The organism is Olleya sediminilitoris (genome assembly GCF_016785945.1).
In the GTDB taxonomy this organism is placed as follows: domain Bacteria; phylum Bacteroidota; class Bacteroidia; order Flavobacteriales; family Flavobacteriaceae; genus Olleya; species Olleya sediminilitoris.
In genome coordinates this window covers 17970-37691 of sequence record NZ_JAEMEF010000015.1, presented here as the reverse complement: position 1 = coordinate 37691, position 19722 = coordinate 17970, and the positions used below count along the sequence as shown (strand labels likewise).

20 protein-coding genes are annotated in these 19722 nt (G+C 30.6%); 9 read left to right on the top strand and 11 right to left on the bottom strand.

Annotation, left to right across the window (positions count from 1 at the left end):
- Together JAO71_RS14035 and JAO71_RS14030 are read right to left on the bottom strand one after the other, a co-directional pair.
- Positions 1-378, bottom strand: a complete 378-nt coding sequence (locus tag JAO71_RS14035) for a VOC family protein (RefSeq protein ID WP_028607627.1) — start codon at positions 376-378, stop codon at positions 1-3.
- Entirely contained in the window at positions 375-1586 is a 1212-nt protein-coding gene (locus tag JAO71_RS14030; protein WP_028290107.1) for an MFS transporter, read from the bottom strand. Before JAO71_RS14030 ends, JAO71_RS14035 begins: the two co-directional genes overlap by 4 nt.
- 249 nt (positions 1587-1835) lie before the next feature.
- Here JAO71_RS14030 and JAO71_RS14025 point away from each other — a divergent pair, with 249 nt between their 5' ends.
- Positions 1836-2447: a DUF1684 domain-containing protein gene (locus JAO71_RS14025; RefSeq protein WP_203001441.1), complete on the top strand. Its 612-nt coding sequence runs from the start codon at positions 1836-1838 to the stop codon at positions 2445-2447.
- Here JAO71_RS14025 and crcB read toward each other — a convergent pair.
- Both crcB and JAO71_RS14015 read right to left on the bottom strand, forming a co-directional pair.
- Positions 2444-2815 (bottom strand): fluoride efflux transporter CrcB, encoded by a 372-nt coding sequence (crcB, locus tag JAO71_RS14020; protein WP_028290109.1) that lies wholly within the window; start codon positions 2813-2815, stop codon positions 2444-2446. The genes JAO71_RS14025 and crcB overlap by 4 nt on opposite strands.
- Positions 2816-2817: 2 nt before the next feature.
- On the bottom strand, positions 2818-3867 hold the full coding sequence (locus JAO71_RS14015; RefSeq protein ID WP_036598802.1) for an SRPBCC family protein: 1050 nt from the start codon (positions 3865-3867) through the stop codon (positions 2818-2820).
- Positions 3868-3965: 98 nt separating this feature from the next.
- Here JAO71_RS14015 and JAO71_RS14010 point away from each other — a divergent pair, with 98 nt between their 5' ends.
- Entirely contained in the window at positions 3966-6014 is a 2049-nt protein-coding gene (locus tag JAO71_RS14010; protein ID WP_203001439.1) for a dipeptidyl-peptidase 3 family protein, read from the top strand.
- Positions 6015-6084: 70 nt separating this feature from the next.
- On the opposite strand, the gene JAO71_RS14005 is transcribed toward JAO71_RS14010, so the two are convergent.
- Positions 6085-7413, bottom strand: coding sequence for a DUF5723 family protein (locus JAO71_RS14005; protein WP_203001437.1), 1329 nt, complete (start codon positions 7411-7413; stop codon positions 6085-6087).
- 61 nt (positions 7414-7474) lie between these two features.
- Entirely contained in the window at positions 7475-7660 is a 186-nt protein-coding gene (locus tag JAO71_RS14000; protein WP_203001435.1) for a hypothetical protein, read from the bottom strand.
- Between the two features lie 63 nt (positions 7661-7723).
- Between JAO71_RS14000 and JAO71_RS13995 the strand changes: the two genes are divergently transcribed.
- On the top strand, positions 7724-8110 hold the full coding sequence (locus JAO71_RS13995; protein ID WP_203001433.1) for a pyrophosphohydrolase domain-containing protein: 387 nt from the start codon (positions 7724-7726) through the stop codon (positions 8108-8110).
- Between the two features lie 82 nt (positions 8111-8192).
- Here the strand turns inward: JAO71_RS13995 and JAO71_RS13990 are convergent, their stop codons facing one another.
- Positions 8193-9260, bottom strand: a complete 1068-nt coding sequence (locus tag JAO71_RS13990) for a branched-chain amino acid aminotransferase (protein ID WP_028290113.1) — start codon at positions 9258-9260, stop codon at positions 8193-8195.
- A 107-nt stretch (positions 9261-9367) separates the two neighbouring features.
- Between JAO71_RS13990 and JAO71_RS13985 the strand changes: the two genes are divergently transcribed.
- The 4 genes from JAO71_RS13985 to JAO71_RS13970 all read left to right on the top strand — a co-directional run bounded on the left by JAO71_RS13985 (position 9368) and on the right by JAO71_RS13970 (position 12018).
- Positions 9368-9895: a DUF4920 domain-containing protein gene (locus tag JAO71_RS13985; protein ID WP_116823283.1), complete on the top strand. Its 528-nt coding sequence runs from the start codon at positions 9368-9370 to the stop codon at positions 9893-9895.
- Between the two features lies 1 nt (position 9896).
- Positions 9897-10325, top strand: coding sequence for a hypothetical protein (locus JAO71_RS13980; RefSeq protein WP_116823282.1), 429 nt, complete (start codon positions 9897-9899; stop codon positions 10323-10325).
- Positions 10326-10330: 5 nt separating this feature from the next.
- Positions 10331-11020, top strand: a complete 690-nt coding sequence (gene mnmD, locus JAO71_RS13975) for a tRNA (5-methylaminomethyl-2-thiouridine)(34)-methyltransferase MnmD (protein WP_203001431.1) — start codon at positions 10331-10333, stop codon at positions 11018-11020.
- 95 nt (positions 11021-11115) lie between these two features.
- Positions 11116-12018 (top strand): TIGR01777 family oxidoreductase, encoded by a 903-nt coding sequence (locus tag JAO71_RS13970; protein WP_116823280.1) that lies wholly within the window; start codon positions 11116-11118, stop codon positions 12016-12018.
- 3 nt (positions 12019-12021) lie between these two features.
- Here the strand turns inward: JAO71_RS13970 and JAO71_RS13965 are convergent, their stop codons facing one another.
- From JAO71_RS13965 to JAO71_RS13950, 4 genes are all read right to left on the bottom strand, one after another.
- Positions 12022-13149: a PepSY-associated TM helix domain-containing protein gene (locus tag JAO71_RS13965; RefSeq protein WP_203001429.1), complete on the bottom strand. Its 1128-nt coding sequence runs from the start codon at positions 13147-13149 to the stop codon at positions 12022-12024.
- Positions 13150-13212: 63 nt separating this feature from the next.
- A complete protein-coding gene (locus JAO71_RS13960) occupies positions 13213-15582 on the bottom strand; it encodes a TonB-dependent receptor (protein WP_203001427.1) in 2370 nt (789 codons plus the stop codon).
- 112 nt (positions 15583-15694) lie between these two features.
- A complete protein-coding gene (locus tag JAO71_RS13955; protein ID WP_203001425.1) occupies positions 15695-16927 on the bottom strand; it encodes a M48 family metallopeptidase in 1233 nt (410 codons plus the stop codon).
- A gap of 4 nt (positions 16928-16931) precedes the next feature.
- A complete protein-coding gene (locus JAO71_RS13950; protein ID WP_203001423.1) occupies positions 16932-17729 on the bottom strand; it encodes a TrmH family RNA methyltransferase in 798 nt (265 codons plus the stop codon).
- A gap of 238 nt (positions 17730-17967) precedes the next feature.
- Here JAO71_RS13950 and JAO71_RS13945 point away from each other — a divergent pair, with 238 nt between their 5' ends.
- Positions 17968-18786 carry a DUF6503 family protein gene (locus JAO71_RS13945; protein ID WP_203001421.1) on the top strand — a complete coding sequence of 273 codons (819 nt, stop codon included), beginning with the start codon at positions 17968-17970 and terminating at the stop codon, positions 18784-18786.
- A gap of 109 nt (positions 18787-18895) precedes the next feature.
- Entirely contained in the window at positions 18896-19699 is an 804-nt protein-coding gene (locus JAO71_RS13940) for a DUF6503 family protein (RefSeq protein WP_203001419.1), read from the top strand.
- The last annotated feature ends 23 nt before the right edge of the window (positions 19700-19722 follow it).

Sequence of the window (19722 nt, the reverse complement as noted above, 5' to 3'; positions counted from 1 at the left end):
TTAATCAATGCGCCAAGGTGGATGTATTCTGTTATTACCAGCTTTAAATAATATAATTTGATTTCCGTCAGGATCTAATAATTTGGCTTCTTTCCAAAGCCAAGATTTATCTTCAGGTTGAGATGTAAAAGTAATTCCTTTTTGTTGTAGTTGAATAACTAATGATTCTAAATTATCATCTTCAAAGTAAATTGTAGTATTGTCGTTATTTTGCATACTTTCATTTAAATGAATAGAAAATGTAGCATCACCATCAGGACATAAAAACCTTGCGTAACGTGGTAAAGCGTCAACAATAAGTTTAAGGCCTAATTGTTTGTAAAAGGCAACAGCTTTTTTTAGGTTTCTTGACGAAACAGTCACTTGGTTTAAATTCATGCTACATTTGGTTTTGCTTTCATGTATTGTTTTAATATAAATAGTAATAACATGCATAATACACCTAGACTTGTCATGATGTACCACGTGTTGTCATAACCATAGCCTTCCACTAGTTCCATACCTGATTTATGTCCAAAAATATGAGCAAAAGAAAAGGCTATAGAATACAAAGCCATATATTCGCCTTGATTTCCTTTCTTGGCTTGCTGCAATGCAAACGCGTTGGCAAAAGGGAAGGCAATCATCTCTCCAACTGTCATTAAAAACATTCCGAAAATTAATATTCCAGTCCAACTAGTAAAGTTTAATATTAAAAAGCTAATGGCTGTTAAGTAGGCACCAAACAATATTAAAGTAGTTTTTGTAAAACGAGTACTTTCTAAATATTTAATTAATGGCATTTCTAAAAGGAATATAAAAAAACCATTGGCACCAAGTAATAATCCTATTTGAAGCTCACTTAAAACATGAATTTCTCTATAATATAAAGGCATTGTAGAAAAGTACTGTAAAAATATAAATCCAAATAAAAACAATGCAAACAAGAATATAATAAACGGTTTGTCTTTGTAAGCAGAGTATGGATTGTCTACAATTATGTTATCTTGAATGCGTGTTTTTTTAGGATTTAAAACTTTAATTAAAAGTAATGTTGCTGCAATGCAAGTAATACCATCTACCCAAAACAAACCACCATAACCCAATCCAACAATTATTAATCCACCAACAGCTGGTCCAGCTGAAAACCCAAGGTTAATAGCCAGTCTAATTAAAGTAACGCTTCGTGTTTTGTTTTCGGGTTTACTGTAAGCACTTAAGGCTACAAACATGGCAGGTCTAAACATATCTGCAACTATCATTAGTATAAAAATACCTAGAGATAAACTAAATATATCTTTTAAAAACTGTAAGGCAATAAACATGAAGCCTGAAACAAACAAGCTAAAAACCATGATTTTGTAATAGCCAATTTTGTCTGTTAGTTTTCCGCCTAACCAAGACCCTAACACAGATCCTAATCCAAAAGCGGTCATGATTGTCCCAACGTTAGATAATGTAAAACCTAAGTCTTCGGTTAAGTACAACGATAAAAAAGGAATAACCATAGTACCTGCTCTATTAATTAAGGTAATTAAAGATAGCCACCATACTTCTTTTGACAGTCCGTCAAAAGTACTAATGTAATTTTTTAATAGTTTTTTCATTGGTTTGGTTGTTGTTATAAATGTAAAAAGTCCAACCGTTAGGTTGGACTTTTTTGTATTGTATTAATTGATATTTATATCATAATAACATATAGCAAGTCCAACTACTTGTATCTCTACAAGAGGTTTGTTTACTTAAATATGTAATGACTAAATTCATTTTTCTTCAATTTGTTAAGTCAAAGCTAATCAAAATTTTGAATAAGTTGTATTTTTGAAACAAATTTTTAAAATAGTTTTTCAAAAGTAATGGTACGATATTTAACTTTCTTTTTAATAGTTTTTGTTACTATTGGTTGTGGTCAGGACAAAAAACCATTGTTAGGTGATACCGCTTTCCAACGTAAAATGAATGCAGATTTTAAAGATGCAGCAAAATCTCCATTAACAGATAGAGATCGTAAAGTGTTTTCTACGCTTGATTTTTTTAAATTTGATAGCTTATATGTTGTTACTGCTAATTTTAAAAGCACTCCAAACCAACCGTCTTTTAAAATGAAAACGACTACAGATAGAGTAGTGGATTATAAAAAGTATGGCGAAGTAACTTTTAATTTAAATAATAAAACACTTAAATTAAATGTATATCAAGATATTGAAATGGCTGCAGAATTAGGAGAGGAGGAAGCTTTGTTTTTACCGTTTATGGATAATACCAATGGAGTCGAAACTTATAAAGGAGGTCGTTATATAGATGTGAAGTTGCCTAAAAATAATCAAATGTTTATCGATTTTAATACAGCTTACAATCCATATTGCGCATACAATAGTATGTATTCTTGTCCTATTGTACCCAATGACAATATTTTATATGTTCGTATTGAGGCTGGCGTAAAAAAATACACCAAAGTTATTCCTTAAAACTGCTTGGCTAACCAAATGCCTAAAAAAACAGCTAAAAAGCCTAGAATAAAACTAGCTATGGTATATATAGCAAAGCTGGTGAAGTCTCCAGATTTTAAAAACATATGATTTTCATAGGCAAAGGTTGAAAACGTTGTAAAACCACCACAAAACCCTGTAGCTAATAATAAGGTTTGATTATTACTAAGTGTATTATTTTTAAGCGCTAAACCTAAAATTAAACCAATTAATAAACTCCCTATAATATTGGCTAAAAAGGTACCATATGGTATTCCGTTTTCCGAGTTGTTTAAAGTCTTTCCAATAATATAACGTAGTACACTTCCAAATCCACCACCAATAAAAACTAATACAAGTTGTTTCATTTTTAATGACTTTGTAGTGTGTTATTATTATTAGGTGCTAATGGTAAATAAATTTCGGTAATCCATTCCGCAGGATTAGCAGTATTTGTTGGGTCTGTTAAGTAGACTTCTAAAGCAACACCAGTTTGATCTGTAATTAAATTGTTGTCTTTTTGATAAGCCATAGCAGTGTTCCATGCTTCTTCAAGATTTGAGTAATTTCCTTTTAAAGTGGTTTTTAAAGCTTTAAAAGGTAGCAGTTGACCTGTTAATATATCATCCTCAGTAGTTATAACTTTATCAGCAGTTGGCATAGCACAAGAAAACATGACTGAGTTGTTTTCTAAATCCCATTTATGATAAATTACAAAAGGTGCTCCAGATGGAATAATGTTGTTTTTTGTAAAATACTGTCCAACTTTAGGTAACATTTCTTTTATCTTATCTTTAAAATTATCCATTTTAGCAGATGTGGTATTGTACAAGTAAAACCCTCCACCATGTTCTGTAACACCATTTACTTTTACGCTGTATTGTTTCATGCTTTCAACCACTTTTTTATCTAATAACTCTAAACTACGCTCATAATAAGGTCCAATTTGCTTATCCATTCCACCATTAAAAGCATTGTATGCTTTAAATCCAAAAGGAAGATTATTACCAGAAATTGTCCAAGTTACATCAGTACTACCATCTTTATTATCTTCAAATAACCAAGTCACTTCAGAGCTAGGATATTCTCCAAATTGCATAGTTTGTGTTATGGTTTTATTTGGATTGGTATCTGTAGTAGTCATTGTGCCAGTTTCTGTATTATCAATCCAAGAGTATGAGCCATCAATCCCTTCCGTTTTATCAGGATATGTAATAGTCATGTCTGGTTTTTCTTCAACCCAAGCATTCCAATCTTCCCAATTTTTAAAATCAATAACTTCTTTATAAATTAAACTAGTAGGAGCTTGTATAGTCTTGGTTCTTGAAACACTGTAATCATTTGGTTGTACAGCAACATAAATAGCAATTGCGATGATAGCAATTAGCAATAAAAATAATATGTATTTAAAGTATTTCATTGGTTTTGGGAGTATTGAAAGGTTTATTATTTCAAAGATAATCAAATTATAATATGTCAAATAATCTTATCTTTAGGCACTATTAAAAACAAACTAACATGAAATTAAAATCAATATTAAGTGCAGCTTTTGTAGCTACACTTTTAGTGTCTTGCGGAAACGAAAAGACCAAACAGGAGGAAACACCTAAAACAGAAAAAAAGCAGAGTGTTGAGACTGCTTTTAACTTTAATGTCGAAGAATTTGCAGACATTAAAATATTACGTTATCAAATTCCAGGATGGGATAAACTAACTTTAAAAGAGCAAAAGCTAGTGTATTATTTAACACAAGCAGGATTAGCTGGTCGCGACATAATGTGGGACCAAAATTACAGACATAATTTAAAAATTAGAACAGCTCTAGAAAATGTTTATACAAAATTTAAAGGAGATAAAAGCTCAGGCAATTGGTCTGCTTTTACTACTTATTTAAAGCGTGTTTGGTTTAGTAATGGGATACATCACCATTATTCAAATGATAAATTAACTCCAGAATTTTCTCAAGATTATTTAAAAAGTATTTTAGCTGAGACTAATACAGTTTTAGAAGGTGAAGCTTTTGATGTTATTTTTAATACACAAGACACAAAAAAAGTAAACCAAGCTAAAGGTGTAGATAATGTGTTAGAAAGTGCTGTTAACTTTTATGGTCCTGATGTGACTAATGCAGATGTCGAGTCTTTTTATGGTAAAATGAAATCTCCGGATCCTAAAAAACCATTGTCTTATGGTTTAAACTCTCAGTTGGTTAAAGAAAACGGAACTTTAAAAGAACGTGTTTATAAATCAGGAGGTTTATATGGTAGTGCAATTGATGAAATTGTAAAATGGTTAGAATTAGCTCAAGGAGTAGCAGAAAACGAAGCTCAAGGTAATGCCCTAAGTTTATTAATTAAATATTACAAAACAGGAGACCTACAAACATGGGATGACTATAATGTAGCATGGACTGCTGCAACTGCAGGAAATGTAGACTATATAAATAGTTTTATTGAAGTTTATAATGACCCATTAGGTTATAGAGGGTCTTATGAAACTATTGTACAAATAAACGATTTTGATATGTCAGCAAAAATGGCTGTTTTATCTGAAAATGCACAATGGTTTGAAGATAATTCTCCTTTAATGAAAGAACATAAAAAAGAAAACGTTGTTGGTGTAACGTACAAAGTTGTTAACGTGGCAGGAGAAGCTGGAGATGCCTCACCAAGTACACCAATTGGTGTAAACTTACCAAATGCTAACTGGATTCGTGCAGCAGTTGGAAGTAAATCTGTGTCTTTAGGAAACATTATTCATGCCTATAATAATGCAGGAAGTACAGGTCGTTTAAAAGAGTTTGTACATGATGATGAAGAGTATGAACTAGAAGAAAATTATGGACAATTAGCAGATAAATTACATACAGCTTTACACGAAGTTATTGGTCATGCTTCAGGACAATTAAATCCAGGTGTTGGAGAAACTAAAGAAACACTTAAAAACTATGCTTCAACACTTGAAGAAGGTCGTGCAGATTTAGTTGGATTATATTATTTATACAACCCTAAATTACAAGAATTAGGTTTAGTTGAAGATTGGAAAAAAGTAGGTATGGCTGCTTATGATGGCTACATTCGTAACGGATTAATGTCTCAATTAATTAGACTTAAACTTGGTGATGACGTAGAAGAAGCTCACATGCGAAACAGACAATGGGTTAGTGCTTGGGTTTTTGAAAAAGGACAAGCAGACAATGTTATTGAAAAAGTGACTCGTGATGGTAAAACATATTTTAACATCAACGATTACGAAAAATTACATGACTTATTTGGACAATTATTACGCGAAACACAACGTATTAAGTCAGAAGGAGATTATAAGGCTGTAGAAGATTTAGTAGAAGGTTATGGTGTAAAAGTAGATCAAGCAATTCATGCTGAGGTTTTAGAGCGTAACAAGCAATTTAAATCTCCTCCTTACAGTGGTTTTGTTAATCCTGTTTTAGTACCAGAAACTGATGCAGACGGAAACATTAAAGCTATTAAAGTAACACAACCAGAAAGTTTTGAAGGTCAAATGTTATTTTACAGTAAAAACTACAACTTCTTACCAGAAGAAAATTAAAAAAAATAATACCGCTGTAGCGGAAATTAAAAAGCCTTAATCCAATTAGATTAAGGCTTTTTTTTTGATATTAATTGTATTTTTTACTTTGGTAAATTGGTATTTTTAATCCTACATAAAGGTCAGTTGATTTTGAATTATCTGAGATAACATTTGATAAAATAGAACTAGATCCAAGTGTTAAAGGTCCTAATCTAAAACCTGCTCCCCAAGCAGTATCATCATATTGTCTAAAACTAACAGGAGTGTAAAAGCTAAACCATTTAGTCTCAATGCGTGGTGATATTGTAACCGCATTGTTAATTTTGTTAGTAAATTGAGTGTTGTTTTTAATTAATGAGAAAGCACCTTGTAAGCTTAAATATATAGATCGGTCAATATGGTAATCCGCACTAAGACGTAATGCAGTGGGTAAATTAACTTTAATTTTTTTTGTAATTTCAGTAAAACTATAGTTTTCATTTAAAAACTCTTCAGTATCATTATAATTTATGGTACTTTCAGTTTGGTTGTTTAAGTCATAGTTATATTGTGTTACATCATCATAAGTAATTGATCCTATATCTGTAACTGCTAATCCTACTTTTAATAAGTATTTATTATGCCCTTTGCCATCCGTCGTATTATTTCTTCTCCACTCATATGTAAAACCTAAATCAGCACCAAAACCAGTTTTTAAGTCCTCAAAATCTATAGGATCATCTTCATAAATATCGTTTCTACTCCCATAATTAATACTACCAGCAGTTGCTATAGTTTGTGCAGATGCATCATAATTTCCTGAAAATCCTGGACTATTAAAAAACGATACACCAGCACCTTGTAATAGTTTTAAAGTAATACCTCCTTTTAAAAAGTGATCATAATCATCATACAAAATACGACCATAACTTATACCAAGTTCTGCCCAAGCATGAGTTGTAGAAACTAAGTTACTAGAATCAAAATCAAAATCATTAGTTTCATCAAACGATTCGTTTAAACTCTCAAATAATGAGCCATTAATATTATTGATGTTGGCAAATACTCTTAATCTAGTAATAACACCAATACTGTTATTAGCATTAATATTAAACATAAATGAAGGCCCTATAATATCTGCATTAGAAAAAAAGTTGTTTTTTTCAGAAGCAGATATTTGTGCTGTGTTATCAATATCTACATCTTCACCAAATAATTCTCCAAAATCTATAGCGTAATAATCACTACCTATAAAGGTACTTGCAGACATAAGGTTTATATCGGTTTTAAATCTAGAATCAACAATGTTAGAAGGATTATCTATAACACCTATTATTCCAGAATAGTTGTCAATAGAGTGCCCTACGTAACTTTGAGATAGACCTAAATAAGAAAATAAGAAAAATGTAATCGTGGTTAGTGACTTAAAATAATTCATGATTAATATATTAGTTTTATTGCAAATAAAACTAATATTAAGTAATCTGACTAACTATTTTTTACTTGAAAATAACTTTTATAGCCACAATCATACCTATAAAACCAAGAAAGGCTAGTAATATCCATAATACACCTTTGTAATGGACTTTATGTAAGTTTAAATCTTTTCTGTACATTCTTATTAAAACTAAAATAAAAGCAATAGCGAATAAAATTCCAAAAACGATTTGTCCTTTACTAAACATAATTTATTTTTAAGCAAAATTACTAAAACTAAGGACTAACGTCAAGGAATAAATAATAATAATATGCAAGATAAAATAGAAGCAGTAAAAGCCTTTCATACAGCATTTAAAATTGGACATTTAGAAACTCCAAAAGCTAATTTAGGTACGGAAAAAAACAAGCTTCGTCACGAGTTAATGCGCGAAGAAAATGCTGAGTACCTTCAAGCAGCAGAAAATAATGATTTGGTAGAAGTAGCAGATGCTTTAGGAGATATGCTTTACATTTTATGTGGTACTATTATTGAACATGGTATGCAGCATAAAATAGAAGAAGTCTTTAACGAAATACAAAAAAGTAACATGAGTAAATTGGGTGAAAATGGAGAGCCAATTTATCGTGAAGATGGTAAAGTTTTAAAAGGGCCTAATTATTTTAAACCTGATATCAAAGCTATTTTAGATAAGTAGTCTAGTACTGTTTTAAAATTATGGATCATAAAAAAAGCAACCATTATGGTTGCTTTTTTATATATAAATTAGAGTTTTGAACTTAAAGCTTAACTCTCCATCCAAAAGGATCTTCAGCTTTATTAGTTTGTATAGCTACAATACGATTTTTCAATTGTGAAGCAAAAGATTGGTCTTGTTCAGGGATTTCAAAATCATCTCCTCTAAAACCAAAACCAGAAATTGGAGAAATAACTGCAGCTGTACCAGCTCCAAACATTTCTTTTAAACTTCCGTTTTTAGAGGCTTCAACCAATTCACTTACTTTAACTTTTCTAACTTCAGTTTTTATACCTTCAGCTTCCGCTAATTGTAAAATACTTTTTCTTGTAATTCCATCTAAAATACGGTCACTAACAGGAGACGTTAAAAGGGTATCATTAATACGTACAAATACATTCATCGCTCCAGCTTCTTCAATATATTCATGTGTGGTATCATCTGTCCAAATAACTTGTTGGTAACCTTTATCTTTAGCTAATTGTGTTGGATAAAATTGTCCAGCATAATTACCACCAGCTTTAGCAAAACCAACACCACCATTAGCACTACGTGAGTATTGTTCTTCTATTAAAACATTAACTTTTCCAGAAAAATAAGCTCCAGAAGGTGCTGTAGCAATAATAAATTTATAAGCATCTGCAGGTGAAGCATGAAATCCGTTACCTGTTGCAAAAACATATGGTCTAATGTATAACGAGCTACCTTCGTTTGTAGGTATCCAATCTTGGTCTACATCTAACAAGGCTTTTAAACCTTCCATAAAATAATCTTCAGGTAATTCTGGAATAGCTAGACGCTTTGCAGACAAGTTTAATCGCTTAACATTGTCCATTGGTCTAAATAAAAAACGGTCACCATTGTTGTCTTTGTAGGCTTTCATACCTTCAAAAATAGATTGTCCATAATGAAAAATCTTAGACGATGGGTCTAATGTAATTGGACCATAAGGCACAACTTCTGGCTTATGCCATTTGCCATCTTTATAATCGCAGGTTAACATATGATCAGAAAACACTTGTCCAAACGCTAAATTGTTAAAATCAATCGAGCTTATTTTAGACGTTTCTGTTCTAGTAATTTTTATATCGTTTTTGGTTAAAGTAGCCATATATTGTGGTTGAATTTCTTTTACAAAAATACAGAATTATTACTTAGAAAGTAAGCAATTAACCTTAAAATACTATCTTTGGAAATACGAATCTAACAAATTATAACATGAAAAATTATGTAATACTTATAGCATTATTGATCACAATAGTTGCTTGTAAAACCGAAACTAAAACCGAAACAGAAACTGTTAAAAAAGAAGATGTTACTGCTAAAACAGAAGCTGTAACTTATAAAACTTTTGGAAAAGAAATTATATCTGATGACGCTATAGCATCTGCATCAATGGTAGACCATTACATGAGTTTAAAAGCAGGAGATAGTATTCCAGCTAAAGTCACTTTAAAAGTAAAAGAAGTATGCCAAGCTAAAGGATGTTGGATGACAGCAGATTTAGGAGATGGTAAAGAAGTTATGGTTAAGTTTAAAGACTATGGTTTTTTTATGCCTAAAAATATAGCAGGAGAAGAGGTGATTGTAAATGGTTTAGCATATATAGAAGAAGTATCTGTAGATGACCAACGTCATTATCTTGAAGATAAAGGTGCAGCTAAAGCCGATATTGAAAAAATAACAGAACCTAAACGTACATTCTCATTTCAAGCAGATGGTGTTTTATTAGTTGAAAAACAATAAAATGAAACAACGTGTTTGGATAATTTTATTTGTGGTTTTAACGTCATGCAATTCTAAAACAGAAACTCCAGTTAAAGCTAAAAAGGTGTATGATATGTATGTGCCTTCAGAAATGTCAAAATTAATGTTGGACATGTATACGCATAATTTAGAGCTTAAACAGCAAATTATTAATGGCCAAAGCCCAACACAATTTCCAAACCATTTCTTAAATATTCATTCAGCTCAGTTGTCAGATTTTCAAATTAGAGATCAACAATTTAAAAGTTTTTCAAATCTATTTATAACAGCTCAAAAGGAGATTTACAATACAACATCTACTTTAAATTTAAAAGATAGATTTAACAACACGATCAATACATGTATTGCTTGTCACAGTAAAATATGTACAGGTCCAATACCCAAAATAAAAAAACTTTTAATTAAATAATAACGTTGAAACCAAAAATAGAAATTACAAAAGACGGTTCTTCCACCTTAGTGCATCACAAATATAATGCACATTATCATTCCACTTTTGGAGCAATCGAAGAGTCAGATTTTGTTTATATAAACACAGGATTGTTATATTTTTTGTCAACTGAAAGTGGGCAGAATTTAAAACAGTCCTGTTCTGTTTTAGAATTAGGTTTTGGTACAGGACTTAATGCTTTTAATACACTTTTAAAAACGGAAGATTTACCGTTAAACATCCATTATTTAGGTATAGAAACAGATCCTGTACCAATGGATATTATATCGCAATTAAATTATCCAGAACAACTCTTAGCAAGTCATAAAACTGAAGTTTTTAAAACGATGCACCAAACTATTTGGGAGCAACCCAATCAGATTACTAAACAATTTGTATTAGAAAAACGCAAGCAAGACATCATGGATTTAAAGGTTAAAAATGAATATAATGTTATTTATTTTGATGCTTTTGGACCTGCTGAACAGCCAGAACTTTGGACAGAATCTGTTTTCAAAAGAATGTTTGAGGCATTACAACCTAATGGCGTTTTAATGACGTATTGCGCACAAGGTGCAGCCAGACGAGCTATGCAAAGTGCTGGTTTTACAGTAACCAGATTACCAGGACCACCAAGTAAACGTCATATTTTAAGAGCCATTAAAAGTTGTTAATTACTTGTTTCTTTTTCTGATTTTAAATAAACGTTAAACCTTACTTAAACACCTACATAATGCGTGTTTAAAATTGTATTTTTAATAAAAAAAGAATGCGTATACTTATAACTGGTGCAACAGGATTAATTGGAACTGAAATAGTCAAGCAATGTCATAACCAAAACATTGATGTAAACTATCTTACAACAAGTAAATCTAAGTTATCAAATGCAGATCATTATAAAGGGTTTTTATGGAATCCCTCTAAAAATGAAATTGATGAAGAGTGTTTAAAAGATGTTGAAGCAATTATACATTTAGTAGGAGCAAGTATTTCTAAGCGTTGGACAGAAGCTTATAAAAAAACAATTGTTTTAAGTCGTATTCAAACCTCTCAGTTATTATTTAATACCTTAAAAAATACAGCACATCAAGTTAAGCATATTGTCTCAGCAAGTGCAATTGGTATTTATCCTCACTCTTTGACCAATTATTATACAGAAGATTTTAATAAAGTTAGTACTTCATTTTTAGGACAAGTGGTTAAACAATGGGAACAAGCAGTAAATGCTTTTTCTGTTTTAGATATTGCAGTTTCAAAAATAAGAATAGGCTTGGTATTGTCTTCCAAAGGAGGCGCTTTACCAGAAATGGCTAAACCTATTAAATTTGGAGCTGGAGCAGCTTTTGGCTCTGGTAAACAATGGCAATCATGGATTCATGTACAGGATCTTTCAAGTCTGTTTTTACACGTATTGACCAATAGATTAGAAGGTATTTATAATGGTGTAGCACCAAATCCAGAAACTAATAAAGAGTTAACAAAAGCTATAGCAAAACAGTTAAAACGACCTTTAATTTTACCAAATATTCCTAGATTTGCGATGCGATTGGTTTTAGGCGAAATGCACATTTTACTATTCGAAAGTCAACGTGTAAGTTCTAAAAAAATAGAAGATACAGGGTTTCATTTTAAACACTATAATGTGCAAAGCGCTTTAGAGGAAGAGTATTAAACTTTATACTTTAGGTTTCTTTTTCTTGTAAGTTCTTCCATACCATAATAATATACCTGTTATAGGTAAAGTTGCTGTAAGTAAACTAATTAAGAACGCAAGAATTTTTCCTGCTATACCACCAATTGCACCAATGTGTATATCATAATTCATACGCAGTATTTTATCTGCAAATTTAGCGTCTTTGTATTTACCGTATATGGCAGGAGTTTCTATTTCTTCTAATGTGTTTTGATCAAAAAATCTGTAATCAGAATCATAATACAAGCCTTTACTATTTGAGACTTCAACATAAATACTTTCTTCATCATTGGTAGGATAATGTAGTTCATAACTTTCTGCATCAGGAGACTCCTTCAATAGTTTTTCAATTAAGTAATCCATAGGTTTAATGCTGTCGTTTTTAGTAATTTCACTATTGTTTTTAGGAATAATAAAAGCAGGTACTTTATCTCCACCAGTAGATACATACACTACATATTTTAACCAATTATAAGATATTACAGATCCTGTAAATGCTAATATTAATGCAAAGGAGCAAATGTAAAATCCAATAACCGTATGTAAATCAAAGTTTTTACGTTTCCATCTGGTCGTTTTTTTCCAATCAAATTTTAATCGTTGTTTTAAGTTTTTACGCTTTTTAGGAATCCATAAAACAAATCCTGAAATAATAATTAAGATAAAAATTAAAATTGAAGCAGCTACAACTTGTTCGCCTATAGCTTTTGGTAGCCATAAACGCATATGCCCTTTGAGTGTAAAGGCAAAAAAACCAGACATATGGTCGTCTACCTGTATGACTTTACCTGAGTAAGGATTTAAAAAAACACTCTGATAAAATTCTGGTTCTGCATCATAAAATATAACTTCAATAGCATCATCAGCTTTTTTAAACAATGTACCATGTATATGGTGATCTGGTAATACCGCTTTGGCAAAGTCTTTAGCTTGTGTAGGTGTTAAGATTGGCTTGTCTTGTGGTTCTACCTTTTTATAGTCGTTGTATAGGCTTTCAATTTCTTCTTTGAAAGCCCAACAACAACCTGTTATAGCAACTATAAACACAACTAAACCTGTTGCTAAACCTAAAATTTTATGTAATTGAAAAATGATTTTTTTAAAGGACATATTTTTTTAAATACCAAAAGGACAACTAGTAAAAGTTGTCCTTTTAAGTTAGACTAATTGAACTTAAAATTTAAATGTAACACTTCCCAGAATTGTTCTTGGTCTCTGTGGTGTTACCGTACTCCATCCAGAGAAATAAGTTTTATCTGTAATATTGTTAGCTTTTATACTAGCTCTAAATGTATTAGTTTCATAATATAAAGAGGCATTAAATATTGTGTAAGCAGGTATATCAAAACTACCTGTAACAGATTTGTAATCTACCATTGTATCATATTCTGATTGACCATTAAATCCTACACCAGCACCAAAGTTTTCAAAAAACTTATAGTCTGCCCAGAAGTTGTAGGTTATATCTGCTCCAGATTCTCCATAACGATTGCCTTCTAAAAATCTTGCAGAAGGAGAGTCTGTAATTTCAGAATCATTATAACTAAATCCAGTATGGATGTTTAATCCATCAATAGGATTAGCATTTACTTCTAATTCTATACCTTGACTATTAATAGCTAAATCTTGAGTTTGAGTTGCCCAATAGTATTTGTTGTCTACGTTTATGTTGTAATAACTTAAAGTCGTTTCTAATTTGTTATTAAATAGGTTTGTTTTCACTCCAAATTCATATTGGTTTGCTTGCTCTACGTCATAGCTTTGTAATGTTACAATACCAGTATCAAAATCTGTTATATATTGAGGGTTAACATAAGAGAAACCATTTTGGTAGTTAGCAAATATTGATAACTGATCAACTATAGGTTGGTACACAACACCAAATTTTGGAGAAAAAGTAGACTCCGTATATTCCGTATCATCATCAGCATTTGTTTGTCTGTCTCCTTGGTAGTCAAATCTGTCGTAACGTAAGCTAGCCATTACAGATAAGCTAGGTAAGACCTTAACTACATCAGACACATAAAAGCCTAATATATTTTGGCGTATGTCACTATCTAAATAACCAATACCAGTTAATGCTGCGCTTAAGTTTTCTTCGTTAATTTCTGGCTCGCCATAAACTAAATCTCCATCAATATTTATGGTGTGTAAATATCCCCAATTTGAACTATTATCAATGGTATTATAATCTAGATAATCTGCTCCAACTAACAATTTGTTTTCAATATCACCAATCTTAAAAGTACCAGTAAAGTTTTGTTGTAAATTTCTAGTTTTAGTTCTTGCATCTGTATCTTGAGCATATAAGTTAAATAATGCTTCAGATCCATTCCATAAATAGGTGTAATACCCTAAAGATTTAGCTAATCCACCAGAAATTAATGTTTGAGAAGACCATTGGTCAGATATTTTCCAAGCGATTTCACCACGATAATTCTGAGTAATATTTTTAATACTAATATCATCATTTGTAAAAGATAAGTCTGTATTATAATTTAACTCGTCAATCGAGCTAAACGCTAAAGGTGCATATCTGTTTAAAAATAAAAATGTTTCATTTGTTTGTTCGTTATCTGAGGCTTCATAAGAAAAGTTAAAAGTCAAGTTATTGTTTAACTTATAAGAAATTGAAGGCGCTACAAATACAGATTTTTTAAATCCAGCATCTTGAAAACTATGTTCTTGTTGAAAACCTGTGTTTATTCTAAACGATAATTTATCGCTTGGACTAACATTAACATCTGCATTAAACTTAGCAAAATCAAAAGATCCACCAGAAACAGTTATTTCTCCACCAGTTTTATTGTATGGCTTTTTAGTAATAATATTAATTAATCCTCCGTATGAAGAAACAGAACTTCCAAATAATGTTCCAGCAGGTCCTTTAATAACCTCTACACGCTCAACGTTAGAAGGATTTATAAAACCATTAGTAATACCAGCAACACCATTTACCAATTGAGGTTGTACTGCAAAACCACGACTAGAATAATAACCAGCACCATCACCACTACGACCAGTTGATGACCATAATTTTGTTATACCAGCCGCATTTTTTAAAGCATCTTCAAAAGTATTTACAGACTGTGATATTAGTAATTGGTTTGTAATTGTGTTATATACTTGTGAGTTGTCAATGTTTTTTAATGGTAATTTAGAAACATAAGCACTCTGTTTTCTTGAAAACTTATTTTTTCTGTCAATATCTATAACTACCTCATTTAGTATTTCGTTTCCTTCGTACATGGTTATGTTTCCTAAGGCTACGCTTTCATTATTAATAATTGAAACTTCTATTTCTTTAGTTTTATATCCCAAGTAAGAAACAGAGATTACATAGTCTCCATTGGTTATATTTTTTATTTCAAAGTTTCCATCTACATCAGATGTTGAACCTTTTGTTGTGTTTTTAATTAACACATTAACACCAATTATAGGTGATTGATTATTATCCAATATAGTTCCTTCGATTGCTGTACTTTGTGCAATTGATACAAATGAAACTAAAAATAGGGTTAGTAATAGTAATAAATTTTTCATTTATCTTTATTTAGACTTAATATAAATAGTTGATTTTGTGCAAAAATATCTATGTACTTTGGATTAACCAAATTATTTATAATAATTCTAAATAATATTTTTAGATTTTAATCTAACCCTTTAATTTTGAGATACGTTGTAATAAAGTAGGATGAGAATAATGCATAAAAACGTAAGCTGGATGTGGTGTTAGATTGCTTAAACTGTTTTTTGATAATTTTTTAAGAGAGGTAATTAAAGGTTCTCGCTTATAGGTGTTTTTAGCATAATTATCAGCTTGATATTCAAATTTACGCGAAAACCAATTCATTAATAAACCTGTTATTTCTGATAAAGGTGAATACAAAATACCAAAAGCTATCAATCCTATATGAAAACTTGGTGTAGAAACACCTAATGCTTCGCTTAACATTGGATTTCCTACTAATAAAGATAAAATGTATAATGTAAATCCAGTAAGTAATACAGAAGTTACTAGATTAAAAATGATGTGTTTCTTTTTATAATGACCAACTTCATGAGCTAATACAGCAACAATTTCATCTTCATTTAAATCATTAATTAAAGTATCGTATAGTGTGACACGTTTTTCGCTTCCAAAACCAGAAAAATAGGCATTGGCTTTGGTACTTCTTTTAGAGCCATCAATAACAAAAATTTTATCTAGATTAAAACCAACAGTTTTAGCATAGTCAGATATTGCAGTACGTAGACTACCGTCTTCTAAAGGACTTTGTTTATTAAAAATAGGTACAATTAATTTAGAGTAAAATAAATTAATAAATACCGTAAATACTGTTATTAGTAGCCAAGCATATAACCAAAAATTAGATCCTGTAGTTTGATAAAACCATGTTAATGCAGCTAAAATTACTCCTCCTACAATTATGGTCATTATCCAACCTTTAATTTTATCTAAAATAAAGGTTTGTTTTGTGGTTTTATTAAAACCAAATTCTGCTTCAATAACAAAGGTTTTGTAATAAGAAAACGGAGTTGTTAAAATATCACTACCCAACATTATAATACCAAAAAATATAAGAGTAACTAAAATGGAGTTATTTGTTAGTTGACGTGCTATTTGGTCTACAAAAGCAAAACCATCTAAAAAGAAAAAACTAAGCGTTAGTATAATTGAAAACCCAGAAGTTAACAGGCCAAACTTATAGTTTGTGGCTTTGTATTGTTGTGATTTTTTATATTCTTCAGTATCGTAAACATCTTCTAATTCTGTTGGAAGTATGTTATTGTAATGTTTAGCGTTAAGTGCATCTAAAACTTTATCAATTAAAAAACTAATAATTATTATGGCTACGATGATGTAAAATAGAGTGTTTGTTGTCATAATATTATTTAAAATTACGTTGACGTTTAGCTTCAAAAATCAAAATTCCTGCTGCAACAGACACGTTCATAGAGTCAATTGCGCCTTGCATTGGTATTTTTATATTTTGTTTGGAGGCGTCTCTCCATGCGTCGCTCAATCCAATAGCTTCTGTGCCAACAACTATGGCTGATGCTTGAGTAAAATCTTGTGTGTGATACTCTTCAGCTTCCTGTAAAATAGCACTATAAATATGGATGTTATTTTGGTTTAAAAAAGTAATAATATCAGTGGTGCTTCCTGTTGCAATCTGGTTGGTAAAAACACAACCAACGCTAGAGCGTACTATATTTGGATTGTATAAATCGGTTTTAGGGTTTGCAATAATTACAGCATCTACGTTTGCTGCATCTGCAGTACGTAAAATGGCTCCAATATTACCAGGTTTTTCTGGTGCTTCAGCAATTAATATTAAAGGTGTTTTGTTAGTAAAACTAATACTGTCTAATTGGTGAGGTCTGCTTTTTACAATTGCTACAATGCCTTCAGTTGTAGCACGATAAGCAATTTTTTGATAGACTTCTTTTGTAACTTCAATACAATTTATATTTTCAGGAAGCGCACTTAGTTTATTAGTATCATAAATTTCCGGAAAATATAAAACGGTTTCAATAGTATACAGTCCATTAATGGCTAATTGTATTTCGCGTTCGCCTTCAATAACAAAAGTCTTTGTTTTTTTACGTTCACGAGATTTTTCTTTTAACAAAACTATATGCTTTATTAATTGATTTTGTGTACTGCTTATTTGTTTATTTACCATCTATTAATTGTAATGAAGACTGCAAATTTAAGCTAAATCTTGCAGTATACATAGTATCACTTTTTTGGATTAAAAACTGAACTCCATTACACTGAGTTATCATCAATAAAAGCGTAGAAAAATGAGAAATTTGTAATAATTGATTACTGAATTTAATTATAACTTTTTAAGCTTTTTTATGTAAGTTATTGTGATTAATTTAGACTGAGTATAAAGTACTAAACCAATTTATTTTAAAATGAAACATTTATTTTACACCTTATCATTAGGGTTATTATTGTTTTCTTGTAAAACAGAAACAAAAAAAGAAACAACTACAGTTGCTGAAGAAATGACTAAATCAGAAACTAAAAAAGTAGTTAAAGAGACTAAAAAATATCCAGAAAACTTGGTTAAGATTTTTGATGCACATGGAGGATTGGATGTATGGAAGTCTATGAGAACTTTAGAGTATACTGAAGAAAAACCAGATGGTAAATTAGTTACTACAACAGATTTATACAACAGAAAAGCGTTATTAGACTCTCCAAAACACGCAATTGGTTTTGATGGAGATAAACCTTGGTTATTAAATAAAACAGATGAAGAATATAAAGGTTACGATCCTAAATTTGGATATAATTTAATGTTCTATTTTTATGCAATGCCTTTTATTTTGTCTGACGACGGAATTACATTTTCTGAAGCTGAAGCATTAACTTTTAAAGGTGTAACTTATCCAGGAATTAAAATTTCTTATGATAGTGGTGTAGGAGCAACACCTGAAGATATTTATATATTATATTATAACGCTGAAACTTATACAATGGAATGGTTAGGTTATACAGTTAATTTTGTACCAGGAATTGATACTAAAGAGTTACACTTTAGACGTTATGGAGATTGGCAAGAAGTAAACGGTTTACTTTTACCAAATACAATTACAGGTTATGGTTTTAAAAACGACCAACCTACAACTCCAAAAAAGCCTAACGTTTTTACTGATGTAAAATTATCAAAAACAGCTCCTGATGCAGCTATGTTTGTTAAACCAGAAAAAGCAAAATTTGTTGATTAAAAATCAATAATTAATATACTTAAAAGCTTCAGTTAAATACTGAAGCTTTTTTTGTAAAGTATCTGAGGTAATTTCGACTATAATCAGAATTATAAAAACAATAAATTAAATGAAACACTTACTTTACACATTATGTATTGCATTGCTTGTTGTATCATGTAAAAATGAGACACAATCAACACCTAAAGACTCACTAATGCCAAAAGAGGTTACTAAAACAGTAGCGACTAAAACTTATCCAGAAAATATTACTAAAGTATTTGATGCTCATGGAGGTATTGATAACTGGAATGCATTACAGGCTTTAGAATTTACAATTACAAAACCAACAGGTAAAGAAGTAACAACTGTTAACCTAAAAACAAGACAATCTGTAATTACTATGCCAAATCATACTTTAGGTTTTGATGGTAACAATGTTTGGCTAAACAGTAAAAATGAAGAAGCGTACAAAGGTAATCCTAAGTTTTACTACAATTTAATGTTTTACTTTAATGCAATGCCTTTTGTTTTAGCTGATAACGGAATTAATTATGGAGAAGCTAAACCATTAGTATTTGAAGGTGTTACGTATCCAGGAATTAGAATTAGTTATGATAATGGTATTGGATCGTCTTCTGACGATGAGTACATTGTTTACTACAATCCTGAAACATTTAAAATGGAATGGTTAGCTTATACTGTTACTTTTAATACAAAAGCTAAAAGTGAAAAATGGTCGTTTATTAAATACGGAAAATGGCAAACCATTGAAGGTGTAGTTATACCAGATACATTAACATGGTATGTAGTTGAAGATAATTTACCTGTTAAAAAGCGTAACGATTTACCTTTTACTGATGTTAAATTATTTAAAACAGCACTTCCTGTAAGCACATTTGCAAAACCAGAAACTGCTGAAGTCGTAGAGTAGTTTTACTACAAGTAATAAAAAAA

What these genes read in the sequence shown, in the direction of transcription:
- JAO71_RS14035 (WP_028607627.1), bottom strand. Translation starts at nt 378, where the DNA reads ATGAATTTAAACCAAGTGACTGTTTCGTCAAGAAACCTAAAAAAAGCT.
- JAO71_RS14030 (WP_028290107.1), bottom strand. Translation starts at nt 1,586, where the DNA reads ATGAAAAAACTATTAAAAAATTACATTAGTACTTTTGACGGACTGTCA.
- JAO71_RS14025 (WP_203001441.1), top strand. Translation starts at nt 1,836, where the DNA reads ATGGTACGATATTTAACTTTCTTTTTAATAGTTTTTGTTACTATTGGT.
- crcB (WP_028290109.1), bottom strand. Translation starts at nt 2,815, where the DNA reads ATGAAACAACTTGTATTAGTTTTTATTGGTGGTGGATTTGGAAGTGTA.
- JAO71_RS14015 (WP_036598802.1), bottom strand. Translation starts at nt 3,867, where the DNA reads ATGAAATACTTTAAATACATATTATTTTTATTGCTAATTGCTATCATC.
- JAO71_RS14010 (WP_203001439.1), top strand. Translation starts at nt 3,966, where the DNA reads ATGAAATTAAAATCAATATTAAGTGCAGCTTTTGTAGCTACACTTTTA.
- JAO71_RS14005 (WP_203001437.1), bottom strand. Translation starts at nt 7,413, where the DNA reads ATGAATTATTTTAAGTCACTAACCACGATTACATTTTTCTTATTTTCT.
- JAO71_RS14000 (WP_203001435.1), bottom strand. Translation starts at nt 7,660, where the DNA reads ATGTTTAGTAAAGGACAAATCGTTTTTGGAATTTTATTCGCTATTGCT.
- JAO71_RS13995 (WP_203001433.1), top strand. Translation starts at nt 7,724, where the DNA reads ATGCAAGATAAAATAGAAGCAGTAAAAGCCTTTCATACAGCATTTAAA.
- JAO71_RS13990 (WP_028290113.1), bottom strand. Translation starts at nt 9,260, where the DNA reads ATGGCTACTTTAACCAAAAACGATATAAAAATTACTAGAACAGAAACG.
- JAO71_RS13985 (WP_116823283.1), top strand. Translation starts at nt 9,368, where the DNA reads ATGAAAAATTATGTAATACTTATAGCATTATTGATCACAATAGTTGCT.
- JAO71_RS13980 (WP_116823282.1), top strand. Translation starts at nt 9,897, where the DNA reads ATGAAACAACGTGTTTGGATAATTTTATTTGTGGTTTTAACGTCATGC.
- JAO71_RS13970 (WP_116823280.1), top strand. Translation starts at nt 11,116, where the DNA reads ATGCGTATACTTATAACTGGTGCAACAGGATTAATTGGAACTGAAATA.
- JAO71_RS13965 (WP_203001429.1), bottom strand. Translation starts at nt 13,149, where the DNA reads ATGTCCTTTAAAAAAATCATTTTTCAATTACATAAAATTTTAGGTTTA.
- JAO71_RS13960 (WP_203001427.1), bottom strand. Translation starts at nt 15,582, where the DNA reads ATGAAAAATTTATTACTATTACTAACCCTATTTTTAGTTTCATTTGTA.
- JAO71_RS13955 (WP_203001425.1), bottom strand. Translation starts at nt 16,927, where the DNA reads ATGACAACAAACACTCTATTTTACATCATCGTAGCCATAATAATTATT.
- JAO71_RS13950 (WP_203001423.1), bottom strand. Translation starts at nt 17,729, where the DNA reads ATGGTAAATAAACAAATAAGCAGTACACAAAATCAATTAATAAAGCAT.
- JAO71_RS13945 (WP_203001421.1), top strand. Translation starts at nt 17,968, where the DNA reads ATGAAACATTTATTTTACACCTTATCATTAGGGTTATTATTGTTTTCT.
- JAO71_RS13940 (WP_203001419.1), top strand. Translation starts at nt 18,896, where the DNA reads ATGAAACACTTACTTTACACATTATGTATTGCATTGCTTGTTGTATCA.